The sequence below is a fragment of the Streptomyces sp. NPDC033131 genome (genome assembly GCF_055578365.1).
Map to the genome: position 1 here is coordinate 149,516 of NZ_JBVIPA010000007.1, position 23,200 is coordinate 172,715.

General features: G+C 70.4%; 17 protein-coding genes and 1 pseudogene. 5 read left to right on the plus strand and 13 right to left on the minus strand.

Annotated elements, in window-relative coordinates:
- Positions 1–52: 52 nt before the first annotated feature.
- The 4 genes from ACZ5XS_RS12495 to bldG form a co-directional block, all read right to left on the minus strand.
- On the minus strand, positions 53–643 hold the full coding sequence (locus ACZ5XS_RS12495; RefSeq protein WP_468650426.1) for a small secreted protein: 591 nt from the start codon (positions 641–643) through the stop codon (positions 53–55).
- Positions 644–838: 195 nt separating this feature from the next.
- Positions 839–3,244 carry a sodium-translocating pyrophosphatase gene (locus ACZ5XS_RS12500; RefSeq protein ID WP_468650428.1) on the minus strand — a complete coding sequence of 802 codons (2,406 nt, stop codon included), beginning with the start codon at positions 3,242–3,244 and terminating at the stop codon, positions 839–841.
- Between the two features lie 258 nt (positions 3,245–3,502).
- Positions 3,503–3,940: an ATP-binding protein gene (locus ACZ5XS_RS12505; RefSeq protein WP_468650430.1), complete on the minus strand. Its 438-nt coding sequence runs from the start codon at positions 3,938–3,940 to the stop codon at positions 3,503–3,505.
- Between the two features lie 117 nt (positions 3,941–4,057).
- Positions 4,058–4,399: an anti-sigma factor antagonist BldG gene (gene bldG / locus ACZ5XS_RS12510; protein WP_024885807.1), complete on the minus strand. Its 342-nt coding sequence runs from the start codon at positions 4,397–4,399 to the stop codon at positions 4,058–4,060.
- 82 nt (positions 4,400–4,481) lie between these two features.
- Between bldG and ACZ5XS_RS12515 the strand changes: the two genes are divergently transcribed.
- Positions 4,482–7,082, plus strand: coding sequence for a DEAD/DEAH box helicase (locus tag ACZ5XS_RS12515; protein ID WP_468650432.1), 2,601 nt, complete (start codon positions 4,482–4,484; stop codon positions 7,080–7,082).
- Here the strand turns inward: ACZ5XS_RS12515 and ACZ5XS_RS12520 are convergent.
- From ACZ5XS_RS12520 to ssd, 7 genes and pseudogenes are all read right to left on the minus strand, one after another.
- A pseudogene (locus ACZ5XS_RS12520) lies at positions 7,024–7,356 on the minus strand (Rv3654c family TadE-like protein); the annotation flags it as partial. The gene ACZ5XS_RS12515 and the pseudogene ACZ5XS_RS12520 sit on opposite strands and share 59 nt — an antisense overlap.
- Before the next feature lie 209 nt (positions 7,357–7,565).
- Complete coding sequence (locus tag ACZ5XS_RS12525) at positions 7,566–7,931, minus strand: TadE family type IV pilus minor pilin (RefSeq protein ID WP_468650434.1); 366 nt, start codon at positions 7,929–7,931, stop codon at positions 7,566–7,568.
- Positions 7,918–8,127 (minus strand): DUF4244 domain-containing protein, encoded by a 210-nt coding sequence (locus ACZ5XS_RS12530; protein ID WP_468650436.1) that lies wholly within the window; start codon positions 8,125–8,127, stop codon positions 7,918–7,920. The genes ACZ5XS_RS12525 and ACZ5XS_RS12530 overlap by 14 nt, the downstream gene beginning before the upstream one ends.
- A 102-nt stretch (positions 8,128–8,229) precedes the next feature.
- Positions 8,230–9,018, minus strand: a complete 789-nt coding sequence (locus tag ACZ5XS_RS12535; protein ID WP_468650438.1) for a type II secretion system F family protein — start codon at positions 9,016–9,018, stop codon at positions 8,230–8,232.
- A gap of 211 nt (positions 9,019–9,229) precedes the next feature.
- Positions 9,230–10,294: a type II secretion system F family protein gene (locus tag ACZ5XS_RS12540; RefSeq protein ID WP_468650440.1), complete on the minus strand. Its 1,065-nt coding sequence runs from the start codon at positions 10,292–10,294 to the stop codon at positions 9,230–9,232.
- A gap of 5 nt (positions 10,295–10,299) precedes the next feature.
- Positions 10,300–11,580, minus strand: a complete 1,281-nt coding sequence (locus tag ACZ5XS_RS12545; RefSeq protein WP_468650442.1) for a TadA family conjugal transfer-associated ATPase — start codon at positions 11,578–11,580, stop codon at positions 10,300–10,302.
- A 335-nt stretch (positions 11,581–11,915) separates the two neighbouring features.
- Positions 11,916–13,028 (minus strand): septum site-determining protein Ssd, encoded by a 1,113-nt coding sequence (gene ssd / locus ACZ5XS_RS12550; RefSeq protein WP_468650444.1) that lies wholly within the window; start codon positions 13,026–13,028, stop codon positions 11,916–11,918.
- Positions 13,029–13,592: 564 nt separating this feature from the next.
- Here ssd and ACZ5XS_RS12555 point away from each other — a divergent pair.
- Complete coding sequence (locus tag ACZ5XS_RS12555) at positions 13,593–14,426, plus strand: HAD family hydrolase (RefSeq protein ID WP_468650446.1); 834 nt, start codon at positions 13,593–13,595, stop codon at positions 14,424–14,426.
- Between the two features lie 357 nt (positions 14,427–14,783).
- Here the strand turns inward: ACZ5XS_RS12555 and ACZ5XS_RS12560 are convergent, their stop codons facing one another.
- On the minus strand, positions 14,784–15,608 hold the full coding sequence (locus tag ACZ5XS_RS12560) for a Fic family protein (protein WP_468650448.1): 825 nt from the start codon (positions 15,606–15,608) through the stop codon (positions 14,784–14,786).
- Positions 15,609–15,709: 101 nt separating this feature from the next.
- On the opposite strand from ACZ5XS_RS12560, the gene ACZ5XS_RS12565 reads away from it, so the two are divergent.
- Complete coding sequence (locus ACZ5XS_RS12565) at positions 15,710–16,690, plus strand: ATP-binding protein (RefSeq protein WP_468650450.1); 981 nt, start codon at positions 15,710–15,712, stop codon at positions 16,688–16,690.
- Between the two features lie 58 nt (positions 16,691–16,748).
- Here ACZ5XS_RS12565 and ACZ5XS_RS12570 read toward each other — a convergent pair whose 3' ends face one another.
- A complete protein-coding gene (locus tag ACZ5XS_RS12570; protein ID WP_468650452.1) occupies positions 16,749–18,029 on the minus strand; it encodes a polysaccharide deacetylase family protein in 1,281 nt (426 codons plus the stop codon).
- A 311-nt stretch (positions 18,030–18,340) separates the two neighbouring features.
- Between ACZ5XS_RS12570 and ACZ5XS_RS12575 the strand changes: the two genes are divergently transcribed.
- Positions 18,341–20,737 carry a bifunctional SulP family inorganic anion transporter/carbonic anhydrase gene (locus tag ACZ5XS_RS12575; RefSeq protein WP_468650454.1) on the plus strand — a complete coding sequence of 799 codons (2,397 nt, stop codon included), beginning with the start codon at positions 18,341–18,343 and terminating at the stop codon, positions 20,735–20,737.
- Between the two features lie 499 nt (positions 20,738–21,236).
- Entirely contained in the window at positions 21,237–23,198 is a 1,962-nt protein-coding gene (acs, locus tag ACZ5XS_RS12580) for an acetate--CoA ligase (RefSeq protein ID WP_468650456.1), read from the plus strand.
- Positions 23,199–23,200 lie beyond the last annotated feature (2 nt).

Below are 23,200 nucleotides of genomic sequence, written 5' to 3' on the forward strand. Positions count from 1 at the left end.
ATTGTGACCCGCGAACCGTCGCGGAGACGCGCCCCGTGGGCCGCCGCGAACGTCAGCTCTTCGCCGCCGGCGCGGTGGCGGCCGCGCTCTTGCAGCTCTCCTGCTCGGCCATGGCCTTGCCGACGTCGCCCTCCTCGAGGGTCTTCAGGGCGTCGTTCCCGCTGGTGCTCAGCTTGTCCAGGGCGGTCGCGATGTCCTTGAGGCCGTCCGCGAACTTCCCCTGGTTCTTCGTGTCGAGTTCGTCGACCTGCTTCTTCAGGGAGGCGTACGACGTGGAGATGCCGTCGAGCTCCTTGACGGCGTCCTGCTGCTTCTTCTCGCCTTGGTCCACGTCCGGCGCTCCGGCCTTGGTCACCGCGGCGCCGATCGCCTTGTAGGCGTCCGACATGTCCTGGAAGGCCTGCGCGTCCGTCTTCTGGACCTCTTGCGGGGTGCTGTTGTCCGAGGTCTCCTTCTGGATCGCGGCATTGGCGGCCTCGATCTTCTTGGCCTGCGGCTTGACGGCGTCGCAGACCTCCTTGGCCCAGGAGTTCAGCTTTTCGCTGCTGTCGTCACTGCTGCATCCCGACAGCGCCAGTACCAGTACCGCACCGCCGGACAGTGCGGCCGCGAGCTTCTTGTTCACCGGATTGGTCCCTTCCATGGCTCTCGGCCCCGGAACTTACACGCCATGAGGGAACCAGATGTATAACAGGTGACCATTTTGTAGTGTTTTGCTGACTTATACACCATGCGAGAGAAGGCTCACGATGACGGCGTGAACGCAGCAGGGCGGGCGGTCGGCACGCCTTCGCGCGCCTCCCGCCCGCCCCTGTGAGCTGGGCCCCGGTGGAACCGGCTACGAAACGACCGCCGGATCAGCCGACTTGGGCTTCTTTTCGGCGTTGTCTTCGTCACCCACGGCGATCCCGCGCCGTTTGGAGACGTAAACCGCGCCCGCGATCACGAGGAACGCCAGGACCGCGATCACGATCCGCACGCCCAGGTTCTCGTCGTCGCCGTAACTGAACTGGATGACCGCGGGCGCGATGAGCAGCGCCACCAGGTTCATCACCTTCAGCAGAGGGTTGATCGCCGGACCGGCGGTGTCCTTGAAGGGGTCGCCGACCGTGTCGCCGATCACCGTCGCGGCATGGGCCTCACTGCCCTTGCCTCCGTGGTGACCGTCCTCGACGAGTTTCTTGGCGTTGTCCCAGGCGCCTCCGGAGTTGGCGAGGAACACCGCCATCAGCGTGCCCGTCCCGATCGCGCCCGCCAGGAACGAGCCGAGAGCGCCGACACCGAGCGTGAACCCGATGAAAATGGGCGCCAGCACGGCGAGCAGTCCGGGCGTGGCGAGCTCGCGCAGGGCATCCCTGGTGCAGATGTCGACGACCTTGCCGTACTCCGGTTTCTCGCTGTAGTCCATGATCCCGGGATGCTCGCGGAACTGCCGCCGCACCTCGTACACCACGGAACCCGCCGATCGCGACACGGCGTTGATCGCGAGCCCCGAGAAGAGGAAGACGACCGCCGCGCCCGCGATGAGACCGACGAGGTTGTTGGGCTGCGAGATGTCCATCATCAGGGTCATCGGCGCGCCCTCGCCGGACAGTTTCTCGCCGACGTCCTCCGCGCCCGTGATGATCGCGTCACGGTACGACCCGAAGAGCGCCGACGCCGCCAGGACCGCGGTGGCGATGGCGATGCCCTTGGTGATGGCCTTGGTGGTGTTGCCGACCGCGTCCAGATTGGTGAGCACCTGCGCGCCCGCGCCCTCGACGTCGCCGGACATCTCCGCGATGCCCTGCGCGTTGTCGGAGACGGGTCCGAAGGTGTCCATCGCGACGATCACACCGACCGTGGTGAGCAGGCCGGTACCGGCCAGCGCCACCGCGAACAGCGCCAGCATGATGGACGTACCGCCCAGCAGGAACGCCCCGTAGACACCGAGGCCGATCAACAGGGCGGTGTACACGGCCGATTCGAGCCCGATCGAGATTCCGGCGAGGACGACGGTGGCCGGGCCGGTCAGCGAGCTCTTGCCGATGTCCCTGACCGGCCGGCGGTTGGTCTCGGTGAAGTAGCCGGTCAGCTGCTGGATGACGGCGGCGAGCAGGATGCCGATCGCCACCGCGGCAAGGGCGAGGACCCGCGGGTCGCCGCCCTTGCCCAGGATCGCCGTGTCGGTGACGCCGTCGAGGTCGGCGTACTTCCCCGGCAGATAGACGAAGACGGCGATCGCCACCAGCACGAGCGAGATCACCGCGGAGATGAAGAAGCCACGGTTGATCGCGGACATGCCGCTGCGGTCGGAGCGTCGCGGGGCCACGGCGAAGATGCCGATCATCGCGGTGAGCACGCCGATCGCGGGGACGAGCAGCGGGAAGGCGAGTCCGGCGTCGCCGAAGGCCGCCTTGCCGAGGATGAGCGCGGCCACCAGGGTCACGGCGTACGACTCGAAGAGGTCGGCCGCCATGCCCGCGCAGTCGCCGACGTTGTCGCCCACGTTGTCGGCGATCGTCGCGGCATTACGCGGATCGTCCTCCGGAATGCCCTTCTCGACCTTGCCGACCAGGTCGGCGCCGACGTCGGCGGCCTTGGTGAAGATGCCGCCGCCGACTCGCATGAACATCGCGATGAGCGCCGCGCCGAGACCGAAGCCCTCCAGAACCTTCGGCGCGTCGGCCGCGTACACCAGCACCACGCAGGAGGCGCCCAGCAGACCGAGCCCCACTGTGAACATGCCGACGACGCCGCCCGTACGAAAAGCGATCTTCATGGCTTTGTGCGATACGGCGGTGAGATCTTTTTCCGGTTCACCCTCCGCCGGTGTCGCCTCGCGCGCGGCGGCGGCGACACGCACATTGCTCCGTACGGCGAGCCACATGCCGATATAGCCGGTGCCTGCCGAGAACGCCGCGCCGATCAAGAAGAACACCGATCGGCCTGCGCGCTGATTCCAGTCGTCCGCGGGCAGCAGCATGAGCAGGAAGAACACGACGACGGCGAATACGCCGAGCGTGCGCAGCTGCCTGGCCAGATAGGCGTTCGCGCCCTCCTGGATCGCTGTCGCGATCTTCTTCATGCTGTCGGTGCCCTCGCCCGCCGCGAGTACCTGGCGCACCAGGACACCTGCCACCACGAGGGCGGCCAGGGCCACGACGCCTATGACCGACACCAGAACTCGGTTTCCGTCGGTCAGTACCGCTGCCGCGAGGGCTGTGGAGTGATCAATCTGGTCTGGGGAAGAAAGCCCCGCCATTCGTCCTCCTTGACGCTTGGGCTGAGCTCAAGATGTGGACGGATTCTAGAGATCTGTTCCTGATCAAAACAGTACGTGGGAAACGGAATCTGCCAAAGTCCGGTAACGGCCCGAAAGCATTTTCATCCGATCCAATGATCGGAAATTGATCGTGAATTACTTCACGAATTCAGAATGTTCTTGAAAACACAACGAGGGCCCTGCTCGGCAGGGCCCTCGGAGTAAAGCGTTACGGGTGCGTCAGTGACGCCTGTGGCGTCAGGGAAGCACCACGACCGACGGTGTGGTCGGCCAGGTCATACGGATCGATCCGCCGTGCTCCCCGGCGGTGACCTCCACGTCGTCGACGAGGCCGCTGATGACCGCGAGGCCCATCTCGTCCTCCTCGATCTCGGCGTCCATCTCCTCGCCGGCGGCACCGGGTGGCCGGTCGCCGGGAGTGTGGCGTGGCGCCTCGTCGCCGACCTCGATGGAGAACTGTTTCTCCTCCTCGATCAGCAGCACCATCACGGGCGCCGTGATGCCACTGTTCTGGTGCAGTCCGACGGCACGGGTGCAGGCCTCGCCGACAGCGAGTCTGACCTCGTCGAGAACGGCCTCGTCCACTCCGGCCCTGCGCGCCACCGCTGCCGCCACCAGTCGGGCGGTCCGGACGTGCTCGGGCAGCGCGCTGAAGCGGAGCTCAACGGTGGCCATGCATCCCCCTCGGAACTACGGGCGTGCTGTGGGGGGACCGGACTGCCGAGCGGCCGGACCCCCTTGTCAACTTCTGCCGTCCCGGGTACGGACCTGGGCCCGCACCCGGATCGGTGGTCAGTCGGTTGCCGCCACCGCTTCCTCGACCGAGGTGTGAATCGGGAACACCTTGGTGAGGCCGGTGATACGGAAGATCTTCAAAATGCGCTCCTGGTTGCAGACCAGGCGCAGCGAGCCCTCATGGGCACGCACCCGCTTCAGTCCGCCGACCAGTACGCCGAGCCCGGTGGAGTCGAGGAAGTCCACGCCCTCCATGTCGACGACAAGGTGGAAACTGCCGTCATTCACCAGCTCGACCAGCTGCTCGCGCAGCTTGGGCGCGGTATATACGTCGATTTCGCCACCGACCCTGACGATCGTGCGATCGCCGATGGTCTCGGTCGACAGAGACAGGTCCACGGATCCTCCAGCACCTTGCTATCGAGCGGTCGCCCCTTGGGACACCTCGGCTTGAAGCTCCCAGGACGGTTCGCCAGCCGCGATGGCATTCAATCACTTACCGGCAGGCGTGCACGACGCCTTGGTCCCATTGTCCGTCACGCCAGTGACACACTCGGTGCCGATGGCCAAGAATCACCGATCCGATCGACCCTCGGCACAGCCCGTCTCCCGGCTCTCGCCGAGCACGGTCCTGGACCGGCTCGCCGCGGGGCCGAGCCGGGCTTCGCGCATCACTCATACGGAGCACTTGCCCCCACGTGAGGGCCGTCATGCCGTCTGGCCGGACCGGATCCGTCCGGAGATCATCGCCGCGGTGCAGGCCTGCGGCATCGAACACCCCTGGGCGCACCAGGCTCGCGCCGCCGAGTACGCCCTGGACGGCGAATCCGTGGTCGTCGCCACCGGCACGGCCTCCGGGAAGTCCCTGGCATACCTCGTCCCGGTCCTGTCGGCCCTTCTGGGAGGCTCCGAGGCCCCGAATGGCCGGGGGGCCACCGCCCTCTACCTGGCGCCCACAAAGGCCCTTGCAGCGGATCAGTGCCGTTCCGTGAAGGAACTTTCACAACCGCTCGGCCATTCCGTGCGTCCCGCGGTCTACGACGGCGACACGCCGGTGGAAGAACGCGAATGGGTCCGCCAGTACGCCAACTACGTGCTGACCAACCCCGACATGCTCCACCGGGGCATACTTCCGTCACACCCTCGCTGGTCCTCCTTCCTGAAGTCGCTGAAGTACGTCGTCGTCGACGAGTGCCACACCTACCGCGGCGTCTTCGGCTCCCACGTCGCCCAGGTGCTGCGCCGCCTGCGCCGCCTGTGCGCCCGCTACGGCGCCTCGCCCGTGTTCCTGCTGGCCTCCGCGACCGCCGCCCAGCCCTCGGTGGCCGCCGGCCGCCTCACCGGCCTCCCGGTGGTCGAGGTCGCCGACGACGCCTCCCCGCGCGGCGAACTGGTGTTCGCCCTCTGGGAGCCCCCGCTCACCGAGATGCAGGGCGAGAAGGGCGCGCCCGTCCGCCGTACCGCCACCGCCGAGACCGCCGAGTTGCTGACCGACCTCGCCGTCCAGGGTGTGCGCACGGTCGCCTTCGTCCGCTCCCGGCGCGGAGCCGAGCTCATCTCGGTGATCGCCCAGGAACGCCTCGCCGAGGTCGACCGCTCCCTGGCCCGGCGTGTCGCGGCGTACCGCGGCGGCTACCTCCCCGAGGAACGCCGTGCCCTCGAACAGGCCCTCCACTCCGGCGAACTCCTCGGCCTCGCCGCGACGACCGCTCTCGAACTGGGCATCGACGTCTCCGGCCTCGACGCCGTCCTCATCTCCGGCTACCCGGGCACACGCGCCTCCCTGTGGCAGCAGGCGGGCCGCGCCGGACGCGCCGGGCAGGGGGCGCTGGCCGTGCTGGTCGCCCGGGACGACCCGCTGGACACCTACCTCGTCCACCACCCCGAAGCTCTGTTCGACCAGCCCGTCGAGTCCACCGTCCTCGACCCCGACAACCCGTACGTGCTCGCCCCCCACCTGTGCGCGGCCGCCGCCGAACTGCCGCTGACGGACGACGACCTGGAGCTGTTCGGTCCGGCGTGCAAGGAACTGCTCCCGCAGCTGGAGGCCGCGAAACTGCTGCGCCGCCGTACGAAGGCCTGGCACTGGACGCGCCGGGAGCGGGCCGCCGACCTGACCGACATCCGCGGGGAGGGCGGCCCACCGATCCAGGTCGTCGAAGCCGGCACCGGCCGCCTCCTGGGCACGGTCGACGAAGGCGCCGCTCACTCGACCGTGCACGAGGGCGCGGTCCACCTGCACCAGGGCCGTACGTACCTGGTGCGCTCACTCGACCTGGAGGACTCCGTCGCCCTGGTCGAGCAGGCGAGCCCTTCGTATTCCACGGTCGCCCGCGACACCACCTCCATCTCCGTCCTGGAGACGGACGTCGAGATCCCGTGGGGCGAGGGCCGCCTGTGCTACGGCTCCGTCGAGGTCACCAACCAAGTGGTCTCCTTCCTGCGCCGACGACTCATCACCGGGGAAGTACTGGGCGAGACGAAACTCGACCTCCCTCCTCGTACGCTGCGCACGCGTGCCGTGTGGTGGACGGTCACCGAGGACCAGCTGGACGCCGCCCGCATCAACCCGGAGATCCTCGGCGGCGCCCTGCACGCCGCCGAGCACGCGTCGATCGGCATGCTGCCCCTCTTCGCCACCTGCGACCGCTGGGACATCGGCGGCGTGTCCATCCCTCTGCACCCCGACACGCTCCTCCCGACCGTGTTCGTCTACGACGGCCATCCCGGCGGCGCGGGCTTCGCTGAGCGCGCCTTCCACACCGCCCGCGAGTGGCTGACGGCCACCCGCGAGGCCATCGCCTCCTGCGAGTGCGACTCCGGCTGCCCGTCCTGCATCCAGTCCCCCAAGTGCGGCAACGGCAACGACCCGCTGCACAAGAGGGGTGCTGTGCGGTTGCTCACGGTGCTGTTGCGGGGGGCACCTGGGGAAGCGGGGAAGGATGCTGCCGCCGCGGATGCTGCTCCGGAGGGACCTGGGACGACTGGAGAGGCTGCTGTGGTCGGTTCTGCTTCGGAGGCGACTGGGGAGCCGGAGGCGTCTGCGGAACCGGTGGCCCCGGAGGTCCCGCCCGCGCTCTGACCTCCGCCGAGAACAGCCCTCGTCCCGACGCCGCCGTCACGTCCGAGGTCTCGCCCACGAGAACACAGCGCACCAGCCGCGTGCCCTGGGCTCGCGCCACCCGGTCCGCCCGGGCGCAGGCCGCCGTGCCGCCGTCCCACCAGTGGTCCGCCGCCGCGAGCGCCGCCAGATCCGCACCGCCGGCCGCGCGATGCCGGATCACGACGACCTGCCCCATGGCCAGGACCACCCCGAACACCACGCACAGCACGGCGATCATCCCGACGCTCCACACCGTGGCGGATCCCCGATCAGACCGCCACGCACCACGATCGACCCGCCAGGCCCCGGGACCCGGCCCTTGTTGCCGCCCCTGCCTCTGCTCCTGCTTCCGTTTCTGGCCCTGCCTCCGCTCCTCCTTCGGCTTCTGGCCCTGCCTCTGCTCCTGCTTCCGTTGCTGACCCTGCTTCCGCCTCTTCTGCCTCTGCTCCTGGGAACGGCCGCTCATCTCGCCTCCGCCACCGTCTCCTCCACCAACGCCACGGCCTCCTCCCGCACCTCGAAGGGCAGTCCGTGCAGCGCCGGCGGCTTCGCCACGACCGCGACCCGCACCTGGTCCCCCTCCCGGCTGACGGTGACCGTCGCGCCGCGCGGCGCGGTCTCCCGAGTGATCTCGACGACCGCGTCGGCCGGGTCCTGTCGGGCCGCCGCGCGGGCGCCGGTCCGCGCCGCGTCCACGCACTGGATCTGCGCGGCCACCACGAGCAGCCCCCACACCAGCGCCATTGCGAAGATCACCAACACCGGCAACACCATGGCCGACTCGGCCGTGACGAACCCCCGGTCCGTCTCCCGCTCACATCTGCGCATCGAGGGCCTGCTTCACGATGCTCTGCAGTTCCGCACTGACCTGGCCGCTCGTCACCACCTTGTAGAGCACCACCGCGAACGCCACCGCCGCGACGATGCCCATCGCGTACTCGGAGGTGACCATCCCCGCGTCCCTCCGCGCCGCCCGTGCCCTGCACACCTGGGCACGCAGCCGCGCCCGTACCGCCTTGTACATCTCGACCCCCGTGAGGTTCCGTTCCGTTGACCAGCTGACTACCTGCCGTGCGTCGACCACTCGCGGCCCACGCCCCCTACTTGCCGTCGCTTTCGCCCCTCCTCATCCACCACCTCCTCCCAGCGCCCCGCCCGCCAGCCCGATGACCACGGGCAGCACGCCCACCGCGATGAACGCGGGCAGGAAGCACAGCCCGACCGGCGCGGCGACCATGACGGCCGCCCTGCGCGCCCGTGCCGTCGCCTCACGCGTCCAGTCGGCGCGGGCGTCAGCGGCGAGCCTGGCCACCGGTCCGGCCGCGGGGAGCCCGGAGACGCCGGCCCGTTCCAGCAGTCGCGCCAGGGTTCCGGCGCCCGGGGTCGAGGCGAGCCTTCGCCAGGCCTCGCGCGGTTCGCCGCCGAGCCGCACCTCCGCGGCGCCCCGCGCCAGCCCTTCTCCGACAGGACCGCCAAGGGCTTCACCGACGGCCTGCGCCGCGACCACGGGACCGGCGCCCGCCGCGATGCAGGCCGCCAAGAGGTCAGCGGCGAGGGGGAGTTGTCGAGCCGCCTCTCGGGCGTCACTCTCCGCCTCGGTGCCGGCCGCCGCCTGCCGGAGCCGCCAACGCCACAGCCCGACCGCGGCAGCCAACCCCATCACCGCACCGGCAACCCCACCGACCAGCAGCCACCCGGCACACGCCACCCCCACCATCGGCAGCCATCGCCGAGCGACGTCCCGCGCGTCGATGCGCGGCCCCTTGGACGGCTCCCCGACCGTCGCCAACAGCCCGGCCAACCGCTGCCGTACCCTCCGCTCCCGCCGCACCGACTCCAGCCACCGCACCAGCCATCCGAGGACGAGCACCATCCCCACGGTCACCCCCAGCCTGTGGACAACTTCCGCACTCACGCCACCGTCTCCCTCCCGAGACCTCTGCCGACTCCCACTTCTTCCACGACGTCCGCCCTCGGCCGACGCCCACCGGGCATGGCGGCACCCCGCCGACCTCCGGCGCGTCGGCCCGCCCAGCCGGCGCCCTGCCGCCCCGCCCCTCGGCCTCGGCCCGCTTCCGCGCCGCCCTTTCCTTGCGGCCGACCGTCCGCTTCCTCAGCCGTAGCCCTCACACCGCCTCCGCTCCCCGCACGATCCGCATCGCCCACCACATCCCCAGCCCTTCCAGCAGGCCACCGGCCAACAGGCAGCCCAGTCCCGCCCCGGTGTGCAGCAGTACGTGCAGCGGGTCCGCACCAAGGGCCGTACCGAGAGCGAGGCCGAGGACCGGCAGGCCGGCAAGCATCACCGCCGTCGAGCGGGCGCCCGCCAGCTGCGCCCGCAGGTCGGCCCGTTGATCACGCTCTGCGCGCAATGCCCCTTCGAGTCGGTCGAGCCCGGCCGCGAGTCCCGCGCCCTGGTCCACCGCAACCCGCCAGCAAGCCGCAAGCCCCAACAACCCCTCGGCACCCGGCTCTCGCGCGGCACCAGCGAGCGCGGCCGGGACATCACCGCCGAACCGCGCCGCCGCCAACACCGCCGCCTCAGCCTCACCGAGCCCACCGAGACCTGCGAGCCCACCGACGTCCGGCACTCCTGCCCGCACACGACCGAACCCCTTCGGTTCCCGCACCCCCGACCTCACGTCACCAGGCCCGCCGACGCCTCGCGCCCCTGTCGGCACGCGATCCAGCGCGCCGTAATCCCGCACCTCCCCCGCCCGCACGTCACCGAGCCCACCGGCCTCCCGAACCGCCCGCAGCAACGCCTCCCCGGGCTGCCGCCCGGCCCGCACCTCCCCCGCGAGCGCCCCGCACAACGCGATCACCGCGTCACCTCGTCGCTCACGGGCGCGCCGTGTCTCACTCGCCAGCCGAACCCGCCGCAGCAACGGCACCCCGGCCGCCCCCGCGACGACCGGCAGCACAGAGGAGCCCCACACCGCCAGCGCCAGCCCTACGGCCAGCGCCCACCACTCGGCGCGCAGCCGCCTCCGAATCCGCCGCAGCCCTCGAGCCATTTGCCCCCACGCGGGCGGCCCGGCCCCCACCACCCCACCACCCGCGAGCAGCAACTGCGCCCGCCGCGCACCCGAATGCCGCCCACCGAACAGCCAGACAGCAGCCCCGGCACACACCACAGCCGCCCCCATCGACATCCCGTCCATCTCGCTCATTCCACTGATTCCGCTCATTCCGCTCACCACCCCGCCCCCTCCACAGCCAGTCCGTTCACCCGCGTCGGCAAGCCCGTCAACTCGCCTGCCCCGGACGAACCACACCCCTCTCCCGCATCGCGCCAGCCGCAGTCATCCCGAATCAATCCCCGCAACCGCTCCCACCCCCGCTCGTAGGCGAACCCCTCCGCGCTCCATCGCAGCGCCGGCACCGTCCGCACCAACCCCGTCGGATCCCGCTCCAGCACGTGCACCTCGGCGATCCGGCGCCGTCCTGTCCGGTCGCGCACGAGGTGCAGTACGACCGACAGCGCGGCCGCCAACTGGCTGTGCAGGGCGGCCCGGTCGAGCCCGGCGGCCGTACCCAGCGCCTCCAGACGGGCCGGCACATCGGCTGCCGCGTTCGCGTGCACGGTCCCGCAGCCGCCCTCGTGGCCGGTGTTCAACGCGGCCAGCAGATGCACCACTTCGGGCCCGCGCACCTCCCCCACGACCAGCCGGTCCGGCCGCATCCGCAGCGCCTGCCGGACCAGGTCCTCGAGCGTGACGAGGCCCGCGCCCTCCTGGTTGGCGGGTCTGCTCTCCAGCCGTACGACGTGCGGATGGTCCGGCCTGAGTTCCGCCGAGTCCTCGGCGAGCACGATCCGCTCGTCCGGCCCGACGAGCCCCAACAGGGCGCTCAGCAACGTCGTCTTGCCACTGCCCGTGCCGCCGCTGATGAGGAAGGACAGCCGTGCCCTGAGCAGCGCCCGCAGCAACCGGTCCCCGCCCGGCGGCACGGTGCCCGCCGCCATGAGCTCGTCGAGTGTGAACGCCCGCGGCCGTACGACCCGCAGGGACAGGCAGGTGCAGCCGACGGCGACCGGGGGCAGCACCGCGTGCAGCCGGGTCCCGTCGGGCAGCCGGGCGTCGGCCCAGGGCCGCGCGTCGTCGAGCCGGCGTCCGGCCACCGAGGCCAGGCGCTGCGCGAGCCGTCGTACGGCAGCCGCGTCCGGGAAGGAGACGGTGGTCAGCTCAAGGCCACCGCCACGGTCCACCCAGACCCGGTCGGGGGCCGACACCAGTACGTCGGTCACCGACGGGTCGGCGAGCAGCGGTTCCAGGGGGCCGCTTCCGACCAGCTCGGACCGCAACTGTTCGGCAGCGCCGAGGACTTCCGCGTCTCCGAGCACCCGGCCCTGTTCCCGCAACGCCTGTGCCACGCGCGCGGGTGTCGGTTCGGCCCCGCTCTCGACCAGCCACTGCCGCACCCCGTCGAGCAGCCCCCGCGAAAGATCCGCACTGCTCGCCCCTGCGGAAGCCATGCCGCCGGCCGGCCACCGCCCGGAGGCAGCCCCACCACCCAGCCCCGGCTCGTGCACATCCCCACCAGACACCCACCGCGCGGAAGCAACCCCGCCAGTCGGCCCCGACTCGGACGCAACGCCACCGCCCGACACCCTCCCGAACGCATCCCCACCAGACACCCACCGCGCGGACACAGCCCCACCAGCCGGCCCAGACTCGGACACAACCCCACCGCCCAGCCCCGGCTCAGACGCAACCCCACCGGCCACCCACCGCCCGGACACCCCACTCACCGGGCCACCGCCCCGCCCAGCGGCGACCTCATCGAGGTCCTCAAGGTCGGAGAACGTACTCACGCGGCACCCGCCTCCATCAACGCCCGCTCCCAGAACTGCCTGCAGAAGCGCGCCAGCGGCCCCCGCGCGGCCGCGCCCGGAGGCGCCTGGCTCCCGTGCGGACGCTGCAGCGTGGACTCCACCGGCACCTCGCCGGCCAGGGGCAGTCCGAGCAGCCGGGCCACCTCGCGGTCGTCGAGCCCGGGGGTGTACGGCCCGCGGACGGCGACCCTCAGGTCCCGCAGGACCATGCCGACGGCGGAGGCCACCCGGCCCGCCGCGGCGACGGCACGCAGCTCCGAGGGGACCACGAGGAGCCCCATGTCGAGCTGGGCGAGAACTTCGGCGACGCCGTCGTCGATACGGCGTGGCAGGTCGACGACGACCGTCCCGCCCCGGCGCCTGGCCGCGGCCAGCACCGCCCGGACGGCCTGGGGCGGGACGGCGACGCAGTCGCCGCGGTCCCAGCTCAGCACCCGCAGGGAGTGCAGACGCGGTAGCGACTCCTCCAGGGCGCCGCCGCCGACCCGGCCGCGCGAGGCGGCGAACGCGGGCCAGCGCAGGCCTTCTGCGCTCTCGCCGCCGAGGAGTACGTCGAGTCCGCCGCCCAGAGGATCGGCGTCCACGAGGAGCGTGCGCAGTCCCTCACGCGCGGAGGTGACGGCGAGCGCGCAGGCGAGCGTGGACGCTCCGGCCCCGCCCCGGCCGCCGATGACGCCGACGGTGAGGGCGGGCCGGCCGGTGCCTTCGGCGACGTCGGCGATGCGGTCGACCAGCCACTGCTCGCCGTCGGGCAGCATCAGGACGTGGTCGGCGCCGATTTCGACGGCCCGCTGCCAGACACCGGGGTCGTCCTGGTCGCGGCCGACCAGGACCACTCCGCGCCTGCGTGCGGCCCCGCGGACGCGCCGTGCGGCGTCGTCGCCGACCAGCACGAGGGGCGCGGCCTCCCAGTTGCCTCTGTTGTCCGGCACCCCGTGGTGGACCTCGGGTGTGGCGCCGGCTGCCGCGCACAGGCGCAGCAGATCGTCGAGCAGTTCGGTGTCTTCGGTCACGATCAACGGCTTGCCCTGCCGGCCTCCGGCGGCGGGCGGCGGATCGTGTGTGACGGCTGCGGCCACGGTGTCCATCCCCCTTCCGCGGGGCCACCACGGCCCCGCGATTCCCAAACGTGTGAAGAACCGGCAACCGGCCTCCATATGAACGGCCGATACCGACCGGCCAAACGCGCCCGACAAACCGGAACCAGCCATGAACTCGGTGCGAGCCGGATGCGTGGGAATCACGGTGCAGGGATCCCGGAAATCTTGTGGATCTTGGTCGATATCTGTGGACAACTCAACGGCTGTGAATATCGCCGTCACCCAAACCGGTGACCGCTGTACCACCCGCTGTGCGACTTCCGCAGAGCAGCGTGACGACTACAGAGCGTGAGGGATCATGGGTATGCCAAAGAGGCGGCCGCAGCCGCCTCAACACGGCCCTGCGGCCGCTTGGTGAAGGGAAAAAACCCACCCGGACATGCGACGACCCCCGCCGGGGGGGAGAGCGGGGGTCGTCTCCACGGCCGACTCGGGGGGGGAGGAGTCGGACCGGGTTAGCACGGTCGCGAACGATCCGTGACTTCCATGGTGTACCCGAGAGGCCTCTCAGGCAAACCCACACGCCCACCTTACGCCGAATGGGCTGCGCCTATGCTCATGGTTGTGGAAAACCACTCCTTGCCCCGCACAGCGGCCTTCTTTGACCTGGACAAGACGGTCATTGCGAAGTCGAGCACGCTCACCTTCAGCAAGTCCTTCTACCAAGGCGGGCTGATCAACCGCAGGGCCGCCTTGCGTACCGCATATGCCCAGTTCGTCTTCCTGGTGGGTGGCATGGACCACGACCAGATGGAGCGGACCCGCGAGTACCTGTCCGCACTCGTGCGCGGCTGGAACGTCCAGCAGGTCAGAGAGATCGTCGCCGAGACGCTCCACGAGCTCATCGACCCGATCATCTACGACGAGGCCGCCTCCCTCATCGAGGAGCACCACACCGCTGGGCGCGACGTCGTCATCGTGTCCACGTCCGGTGCCGAGGTGGTCGAGCCGATCGGCGAGATGCTGGGCGCGGACCGCGTGGTGGCCACCCGCATGGTGGTGGGCGACGACGGCTGCTTCACCGGGGAGGTGGAGTACTACGCGTACGGACCGACGAAGTCCGAGGCGATCAGGGAACTGGCCGAGTCGGAGGGGTACGACCTCGCGGGCTGCTACGCCTACAGCGACTCGGCGACCGACCTGCCGATGCTGGAGTCCGTCGGTCACCCCCACGCGGTGAATCCCGACCGCGCGCTGCGTCGTGAGGCGCTCGCGCGCGGGTGGCCGATTCTGGATTTCCACCGGCCGGTCCGGCTCAAGAAGCGGCTGCCCGCCTTCTCCGTCCCGCCCCGTCCGGCGCTCGTCGCGGTCGCGGCGGTAGGCGCCGCGGCGGCCACCGCGGGCCTCGTCTGGTACGCCAGCCGGCGCCGCGCCGCTCCGGCCTGACCATGCCACGACCCGCTTAATGTCCGTTTGACACTAAAAGTAAAGAAGTGTTGCCTGGGCTTCCGCTTGCTCCGGTCCAGGAGTACAAAGGGGTTAACGGCCCGCGAGACCAAGGACATCCGAAAGGATCACCTTAAGAACGCAATTTGGCCCCACGGACCGAGCATGGACACCGGGCACCCACGCGACGTCGACCCGTCGATTACGGGCCAGCCGCACCAGGGACGGGCAAAGTTCCCGACCTGATGGGCACCATTCGAGGACGCTTGGTACCCCGGTGGACATGCCAGCGGCGGTACGAATTCTCGTACCGCCGCAACCCTTTTCCGGGGGATTTTCGGGACCTGCCGGACCCCCCTAGGCAGCCCCGCGCTGCAGCGCCTCGCACACCGCCATCGACTCGCGGGCCCCCAGTTCGACCGCCCGGCCACAGTGGGCGATCCAGGCGGCCATGCCCTGCGGGGAGCCGGAGACATAACCGTCGAGCGCCGCCAGGTAGGCCGCGCGGCCCAGTTCGGCGTAACCGACCTCCGGCGGGCAGACGGACTTCGGGTCAAGGCCGCTGCCCACCAGGACGATGCGTTCGGCCGCGCGCGCGACCAGACCGTTGTGGGAGACGAAGGGGCGCAGGGCGAGGAGTTCGCCGTGCACGACGGCGGCCGTGATCAGAGCGGGTGCCGAACCGCCCGCGATGATCAGTTCGGAAAGCCCTTCGAGGCGGCCGGAGACCTCTGCCGCGCTCGGCAGCGGCAGCTCGATGAGCGGCTCGTCGACCGGTTCACCCGCCTGACGCGGGCGTCCCACCTCGTCGCCCGCGGTCGCGGCGGCCACCAGGTGCAGCCTGGCCAGGACCCGCAGCGGCGACTGCCGCCAGATGGACAGCAGTTGCCCCGCCTCGGCGGTCAGCCGCAGGGCGCCGCCCATGACGCGCGCCTCGTCGTCGCCGCTGAAGTCGGTGCGTCGGCGCACCTCCTCCAGAGCCCAGTCCGCGCCGGACAGCGCCCCCGAGCCGCGCGCGCCGCGCAGGGCGGCCTCGGAGGTGATCTCGTTGCTGCGGCGCCGCATGACCCGGTGTCCGTAGACCCGGTCCACGGCCTTGCGCATGGATTCCACGGACTCGGCCACACCGGGCAGCGAGCCCAGGGCAGCGAGCGGATCGGCGGTCGCCCCTGTCGTACTCATAAGTACGACCCTACGCAGCCCGGGCGCCCACCCCACGAAGGAGTGGTCTTCTTCACGCCCGCCTGCCACCTACAGCTATCGAGCCACTACCCTTGGTGAACATGAAAATTGCTTTCGTCGGGAAGGGCGGCAGCGGCAAGACCACCCTGTCCTCCCTCTTCATCCGCCACCTCGCGGCCACCGGGGCGCCGGTCGTCGCCGTCGACGCCGACATCAACCAGCACCTGGGCCCGGCGCTCGGCCTGGACGAGGCGGAGGCGGCCGCGCTGCCCGCGATGGGTGAGCGGCTGCCCTTGATCAAGGACTATCTGCGCGGCTCCAACCCGCGCATCGTCTCGAGCGAGACGATGATCAAGACGACGCCCCCCGGCGAGGGCTCGCGGCTGCTGCGGGTGCGCGAGGACAACCCGGTGTACGACGCCTGCGCCCGGCCGGTGGAACTCGACGGTGGCATCGTCCGTTTGATGGTCACCGGCCCCTTCACCGACGCCGACCTGGGCGTCGCCTGCTACCACTCCAAGACCGGAGCGGTGGAGCTGTGCCTGAACCACCTCGTCGACGGCCCGGACGAGTACGTGGTGGTGGACATGACGGCAGGCTCGGACTCCTTCGCCTCCGGCATGTTCACCCGCTTCGACATCACGTTCCTCGTCGCCGAACCGACCCGGAAGGGAGTCTCCGTCTACCGCCAGTACAAGGAGTACGCCCACGGCTTCGGCGTCACCCTGAAGGTCGTCGGCAACAAGGTGCAGGGCGACGACGACCTCGCTTTCCTGCGCGCCGAGGTCGGGGACGACCTGCTCGTGACGGTGGGGCACTCGGACTGGGTGCGCGCCCTGGAGAAGGGCCGGCCGCCCCGGTTCGAGCTCCTGGAGGACGCCAACCACCGCGCCCTGAGCCGGTTGCGGTCGGCCGCCGACGCTACGTACGAGCTGCGGGACTGGGAGCGCTACACGCGCCAGATGGTGCATTTCCACCTGAAGAACGCCCAGTCCTGGGGCAACGAGCGCACCGGGGCCGACCTGGCAGCGCAGGTCGACCCCTCCTTCGTGCTCGGCGAGAGTGTCGTGGCAACCGCCTGACGGTTACTGCTCGCAGCACCCGCCGGCCCCTGCCAACACCCGCCGAACCGCCTGACGGCTACTGCCGCTTGGCCGTCGGCGCCCCGGGCACACCCTTCGGGGCCGGGGCCGGGCGTCCACCCGACAGGAAGGACGCCCAGCTCTGCTTCGGGGCCTCGCCGACCGTCAGGGAGCGCAGCTGCTGGAGGGTCTTCGGGTCCTGGGCGTCCAGCCAGTCGGCGAGCTGCCGGAAGGACACGCAGCGCACGTCGGGCTTGTTGCAGACCCGCTCGATGACCTCCTCGACGGCCCGCATGTAGGTGCCGCCGTTCCAGGACTCGAAGTGGTTGCCGATGATCAGGGGCGCGCGGTTGCCGTCGTAGGCCCGGTGGAAGCCCGCAAGGAGGCCGTCGCGCATCTGGTCGCCCCAGAAGTCGTGCTTGGCGGGGTCACCTTGGGTCCTGGTGCCCGACTGGTTGACCATGAAGTTGTAGTCCATCGTCAGCTGCTCAAAGGAGTGCCCGGGGAACGGCACGAGCTGCATGGACAGATCCCACAGGCCGTCCTTCTTCTTCGGCCAGACCTGGTTGTTGACACCGCTGGTGTCGTAGCGGAAACCCAGCTCGCGGGCTGCCTTCATGAAGTTCTTCTGGCCCTCCAGGCAGGGCGTGCGGGCGCCGATGAGCTCCTTGTCGTAGTCGAAGGGCAGCGGGGAGGCGTTCTTCAGGCCGGCGTTGGTCTTCCAGGACTTCACGAAGTGCTTGGCCTGGGCGATCTCGTCCTTCCAGTCCTCCACCGACCACTCGCCGACCCCTCCGCCGCTGCCGCAGAAGTGGCCGTTGAAGTGGGTGCCGATCTCGTTGCCCTCCAGCCACGCCATGCGCAGCTGCTTCGCGGTCTCGGCGATGCCCCGCTCGTCGTTGAAGCCGATGTCGGAGCGGCCCGGTGAGTGCTGCGGCGGCCTGTACAGGTCGCGCTTCTCCTCCGGGAGCATGTACACGCCGCTGAGGAAGTACGTCATTGTCGCGTTGTTCGCTTTGGCGACCTTGCGGAAGTGGGAGAACAGCTTCTGGCCGTCCTCGCCGGCGCCGTCCCAGGAGAACACCACGAACTGCGGGGGCTTCTGGCCCGGCGTGAGGCGTTCGGGTCTGGGCAGGTGGGGCTGGGCTCCGGTGTACGAGGTGGAGCCGTCGCCGATCAGGCGGACGACTTTCTTGGGCGGCGCCTGGGCCGGCTTCGCCTTCGGTGGCCCTGCCGCTGCTTCCTTGGAACCGTCGCTTCCGATCCCGCAGCCGGCGAGGGACGCGGCACACACCGCGGCGACCACGGCGCCCGCGGCGATCCTCTGGATGGCGGCCATGTTCCGCCCACCTACTTCCTTCTCTCGGGCCGACGCCGGTGAGGGCGTGTTGTGGCCGTCAAGCTCGCACGGGACCGAGAAGGAATTAGTACGACAAGCCGATCAAAGAGCCGCTTCACTCTCTGGAGTTACCTATTCACCCATTTGCCAGGAAAGTCTATGCTCGCTCTTTACTCTGCATTACGATCCGTTTACTGAGCGTTGATTCATCCCGCCGCTGCACGCCGTGACCCACGGCCGCCGACCCGACCCCCCGCCATCGGGGGACCACCAGATCGCGACCGCGCTGCCCCGGAGGAGACGGGAAACAAATGTCAGCCTGCGTCCCCACTCGCGCCGCCGACTCGATTCGGCCGGAGAGCATCCGACAACCCCACAACCCGCCGCCGTCCCCCTCCCGCCGCTTCCGTGTCGCGGGCGCCGACGTGTCGGCCTCGATCGCGGTCTTCCTGATCGCCCTGCCCCTGTCCCTCGGCATCGCCCTCGCCACCGGCGCACCCCTGCAGGCCGGACTCGTCGCCGCCGCTGTCGGAGGCATCGTCGCCGGCCGGCTCGGCGGCGCCCCGCTCCAGGTCAGCGGCCCGGCCGCCGGACTGACCGTGGTCACCGCCGACCTCATCCAGCGCTACGGCTGGCGGACGACCTGCGCCATCACCGTCCTGGCAGGCCTCGCCCAACTCGGCCTCGGCTGCCTGCGCGTGGCCCGCGGCGCCCTCGCCGTCAGCCCCGCGATCGTGCACGGCATGCTCGCCGGCATCGGCGTCACCATCGCCGTCGCCCAGTTGCACATCGTTCTCGGCGGCACCCCGCAGAGCTCCGTCCTCGACAACGTGCGTGCGCTGCCCGCCCAGTTGGCGGGCCTGCATCCGGCCGCCGTGTCGGTGAGCGCGCTGACTCTTGTCCTGCTCCTGCTCTGGCCCCGGATCCCCGGCCGGGCAGGGCGACTGCTCCGCAGGATCCCGGCCGCGCTCGTCGCCGTCGCCGGGGCCTCCGCCGCCGCCTCGCTGGCCGGGCTCACCCTGCCCAAGGTCGACCTGCCGTCCTGGCGCAGCCACGCCCTGGCCGGACTTCCCGAGGGGCCGGTGCTCGGTCTGGTCGCCGCCGTGCTCACCACCACGCTGGTGTGCAGTGTGCAGTCGTTGCTCGGCGCGGTCGCCGTGGACAAGCTGGTGGCCGGCCGCCCCGCCCTGCCCGCCGGCGTCGGCCGCTCCAACCTTGACCGCGAACTGCTCGGGCAGGGCGCCGCCAACATCGTCTCCGGTTCGCTCGGCGGACTTCCCGTCGCGGGCGTCGCCGTGCGCAGTTCGGCGAACGTCCACGCCGGTGCCGTCAGCCGGAACTCCACGATGTTGCACGGCGTTCTCGTAGTAGTCGCCGCGCTGCTGATGGTCCCGATCCTGGAGCTCATCCCGCTCGCCTCACTCGCCGCCCTGGTGATGGCCGTCGGCATCCAGATGGTGTCCCTGCACCACATCCGCACGGTGACCCGCCACCGAGAAGTGCCGGTGTACGCCGTCACCACACTCGGTGTGGTCCTCCTCGGCGTCCTGGAGGGCGTCACGCTCGGCATCGCCGTGGCCGTCGCCGTCGCCCTGCACCGCCTCACGCGCACCCACATCACGCACGAAGAGAGGGAAGGAGTCCATCACGTACACGTACGAGGACAGCTGACGTTCCTCGCGGTTCCCCGGCTCAGCCGGGCCCTGCATCTCGTGCCCCAGGGCGCCCAGGTCGTGGTGGAGTTGGGCGGGTCGTTCATGGACCACGCGGCGTACGAGTCGCTGCAGGACTGGCAGAACACGCACACCGCGCGAGGCGGCTCCGTCGAGCTCATCGGCCGCCGCGCCGGGGTCCGGACCGCCGAGCCGGGAAACGCGGCCGACCTCACGACCGAGGCCGCGGACGCCGAGTCGGCCACCGGCGCAGCCGGCTGCCGCTGTCGCCCCTGGACACCGTGGCGCAACCACCGGTGCGACCGCCCGCAGCCCTCGCCACCCCACGAGGGGCATGCGGGCAGAGCCGGTACGCCCGGTGGGGCGAGCGGTCACGATCTGGCGCGTGGCATCAGCGCGTTCCAGCGCCACACCGCACCCCACGTGCGGGGTGAGCTGGCCCGGCTGGCGCGTGAGGGTCAGCGGCCGTCCCAGCTCTTCCTCACCTGCGCCGACTCGCGCCTCGTCACCTCGATGATCACCTCCAGTGGTCCGGGCGACCTCTTCGTGGTGCGCAACGTGGGCAACCTCGTTCCGCTGCCCGGCCAGGAGAGCGGCGACGACTCGGTGGCGGCCGCGATCGAGTACGCGGTGGACGTGCTGAAGGTGCGCTCCATCACGGTGTGCGGGCACTCTGGATGCGGGGCGATGCAGGCGCTGCTCAACTCCGAGCCCGGCGGCGCCCAGACGCCGCTCAAGCGGTGGCTGCGGCACGGGCTGCCGAGCCTGGAACGCATGGCCGCCGACGACCGGCCGTGGGCCCGGCTGTCCGGACGGGAACCCGCCGACGCGGCCGAGCAGCTCTGTCTGACCAACGTGGTCCAGCAGTTGGAGCATCTGTCCGCCCACGAGTCGGTGGTGCGGGCCCGGCGAGAAGGGGCGCTGGAACTGCACGGAATGTACTTCCACGTGGGAGAGGCCCAGGCGTACCTGCTCACCGGAACGGGCGCGGACGAGGTGTTCGACCATGTGCGGGCGGCGGATGTGCCGGTGTGACGCGCGGGAAGGCGCGTTGCGGGCGGCCGTGCTGATCCGCCCGCCCGCGGCGCGCCCTGGGGCAGGGTCTCCGGTTCGCAGAGCCTGGTCTCACCCCTGACGGCGGTGCTGCTTCAGAGCCGCGGGGGACACCTCGCCGTCACATCGGCGGCGGTATGGGCGTCGGCGACACGAGGGCCACAAAAAGAGGTCACCGCGCGCACTCGCCCCTTCCTCCCCTCTTCTCCCCGGCGCTTCCCCTGTACTCGGGCCGGAGTGTGAAAGGCGTTACAGGTGCTGAACTCTGCCCGGTCGTCGTCCGTGGGTACGAATGAGCCCGGCCGCCGAAACCGACGTACACCACCACACACACAGGTCTAAACCAATTTTCCGTCGACCCTTGTCACCGGGCCCCCGGGTCTGATGAGCTGTGGCCTGGGACACAGCGGACAATCCTGAGAATGGGAGATGTCGTGAGCAACGAAAGCCTGGCCAACCTGCTGAGGGAGGAGATGGGACAGTGAGCGAGAATTCCTCCCTCTCCAACCTGCTTCGTGAGGAGCGCAGGTTCGCACCCCCCGCGGATCTGGCGGCCAACGCCAACGTCACCGCGGAGGCGTATGAGCAGGCCAAGGCTGACAGGCTCGGCTTCTGGGCCGAGCAGGCCCGCCGACTGACCTGGGCCACCGAGCCGACCGAGACGCTGGACTGGTCGAACCCGCCGTTCGCCAAGTGGTTCAAGGACGGCGAGCTCAATGTGGCGTACAACTGCGTGGACCGCCATGTGGAGGCCGGGAACGGCGAGCGGGTCGCCATCCACTTCGAGGGCGAGCCCGGCGACAGCCGCGCCATCACCTACGCCGAGCTCAAGGACGAGGTCTCCAAGGCCGCGAACGCCCTGCTGGAGCTGGGCGTTCAGAAGGGCGACAGGGTCGCCGTCTACATGCCGATGATTCCCGAGACGGCGATCGCGATGCTCGCGTGCGCCCGGATCGGCGCCGCGCACTCCGTCGTCTTCGGCGGCTTCTCGGCGGACGCGCTCGCGACCCGCATCCAGGACGCCGACGCCAAGGTCGTCATCACGACCGACGGCGGCTGGCGGCGCGGCAAGCCGTCGGCCCTCAAGCCGGCCGTCGACGACGCGGTCGCCCGCGTGGACAACGTCGAGCACGTCCTCGTGGTCCGCCGTACCGGCCAGGAGGTCGCCTGGAACGACGCGCACGACGTGTGGTGGCACGAGATCGTCGACCGGCAGTCCACCGAGCACACGCCGGAGGCGTTCGACGCCGAGCACCCGCTGTTCATCCTGTACACGTCCGGCACGACGGGTAAGCCGAAGGGCATCCTGCACACCTCCGGCGGCTACCTCACGCAGACCGCGTACACCCACCACGCCGTCTTCGACCTCAAGCCGGAGACCGACGTCTACTGGTGCACCGCCGACGTCGGCTGGGTCACCGGGCACTCCTACATCGTCTACGGCCCGCTCGCGAACGGCGCCACACAGGTCATGTACGAGGGCACGCCGGACACTCCGCACCAGGGCCGGTTCTGGGAGATCGTGCAGAAGTACGGGGTGACCATCCTGTACACCGCGCCCACGGCAATCCGCACGTTCATGAAGTGGGGCGACGACATCCCCGCGAAGTTCGATCTGTCCTCCCTGCGGATCCTCGGCTCCGTGGGCGAGCCCATCAACCCCGAGGCCTGGATGTGGTACCGCAAGCACATCGGGGCCGACAGGACGCCCGTCGTCGACACCTGGTGGCAGACCGAGACCGGCGCGATGATGATCTCGCCGCTGCCCGGTGTCACCGCGACCAAGCCCGGTTCCGCGCAGACGCCGCTGCCCGGCATCTCCGCGACCGTCGTCGACGACGAGGCCCGGGAAGTGCCCAACGGCGGGGGCGGTTACCTCGTCCTCACCGAGCCTTGGCCGTCGATGCTGCGCACCATCTGGGGCGACGACCAGCGGTTCCTCGACACGTACTGGTCACGTTTCGAGAGCAGGTACTTCGCCGGCGACGGCGCGAAGAAGGACGACGACGGCGACATCTGGCTGCTGGGCCGGGTGGACGACGTGATGCTCGTGTCGGGCCACAACATCTCCACCACCGAGGTCGAGTCGGCCCTCGTCTCCCACCCGTCGGTCGCCGAGGCGGCCGTCGTCGGCGCGGCGGACGAGACGACCGGTCAGGCGATCGTGGCCTTCGTGATCCTGCGCGGCACGGCGAACGCCGAGGACGAGAACCTCGTCGCCGACCTGCGCAACCACGTCGGCGCCACCCTCGGCCCGATCGCCAAGCCGAAGCGGGTCCTGCCGGTGGCCGAGCTGCCGAAGACCCGTTCCGGCAAGATCATGCGGCGTCTGCTGCGGGACGTCGCCGAGAACCGCAAGCTCGGTGACGTGACGACTCTGACGGACTCCACCGTCATGGACCTCATCCAGGCGAAGCTGCCCGCGGCCCCCAGCGAGGGCTGAGG

What these genes read in the sequence shown, in the direction of transcription:
- ACZ5XS_RS12565 (WP_468650450.1), top strand. Translation starts at nt 15,710, where the DNA reads ATGAAAATTGCTTTCGTCGGGAAGGGCGGCAGCGGCAAGACCACCCTG.
- ACZ5XS_RS12495 (WP_468650426.1), bottom strand. Translation starts at nt 643, where the DNA reads ATGGAAGGGACCAATCCGGTGAACAAGAAGCTCGCGGCCGCACTGTCC.
- ACZ5XS_RS12505 (WP_468650430.1), bottom strand. Translation starts at nt 3,940, where the DNA reads ATGGCCACCGTTGAGCTCCGCTTCAGCGCGCTGCCCGAGCACGTCCGG.
- ACZ5XS_RS12575 (WP_468650454.1), top strand. Translation starts at nt 18,341, where the DNA reads ATGTCAGCCTGCGTCCCCACTCGCGCCGCCGACTCGATTCGGCCGGAG.
- ssd (WP_468650444.1), bottom strand. Translation starts at nt 13,028, where the DNA reads ATGGACACCGTGGCCGCAGCCGTCACACACGATCCGCCGCCCGCCGCC.
- ACZ5XS_RS12500 (WP_468650428.1), bottom strand. Translation starts at nt 3,244, where the DNA reads ATGGCGGGGCTTTCTTCCCCAGACCAGATTGATCACTCCACAGCCCTC.
- ACZ5XS_RS12545 (WP_468650442.1), bottom strand. Translation starts at nt 11,580, where the DNA reads ATGGCTTCCGCAGGGGCGAGCAGTGCGGATCTTTCGCGGGGGCTGCTC.
- ACZ5XS_RS12570 (WP_468650452.1), bottom strand. Translation starts at nt 18,029, where the DNA reads ATGGCCGCCATCCAGAGGATCGCCGCGGGCGCCGTGGTCGCCGCGGTG.
- ACZ5XS_RS12560 (WP_468650448.1), bottom strand. Translation starts at nt 15,608, where the DNA reads ATGAGTACGACAGGGGCGACCGCCGATCCGCTCGCTGCCCTGGGCTCG.
- ACZ5XS_RS12525 (WP_468650434.1), bottom strand. Translation starts at nt 7,931, where the DNA reads ATGCGCAGATGTGAGCGGGAGACGGACCGGGGGTTCGTCACGGCCGAG.
- ACZ5XS_RS12555 (WP_468650446.1), top strand. Translation starts at nt 13,593, where the DNA reads ATGCTCATGGTTGTGGAAAACCACTCCTTGCCCCGCACAGCGGCCTTC.
- ACZ5XS_RS12530 (WP_468650436.1), bottom strand. Translation starts at nt 8,127, where the DNA reads ATGTACAAGGCGGTACGGGCGCGGCTGCGTGCCCAGGTGTGCAGGGCA.
- ACZ5XS_RS12540 (WP_468650440.1), bottom strand. Translation starts at nt 10,294, where the DNA reads ATGAGCGGAATCAGTGGAATGAGCGAGATGGACGGGATGTCGATGGGG.
- ACZ5XS_RS12515 (WP_468650432.1), top strand. Translation starts at nt 4,482, where the DNA reads ATGGCATTCAATCACTTACCGGCAGGCGTGCACGACGCCTTGGTCCCA.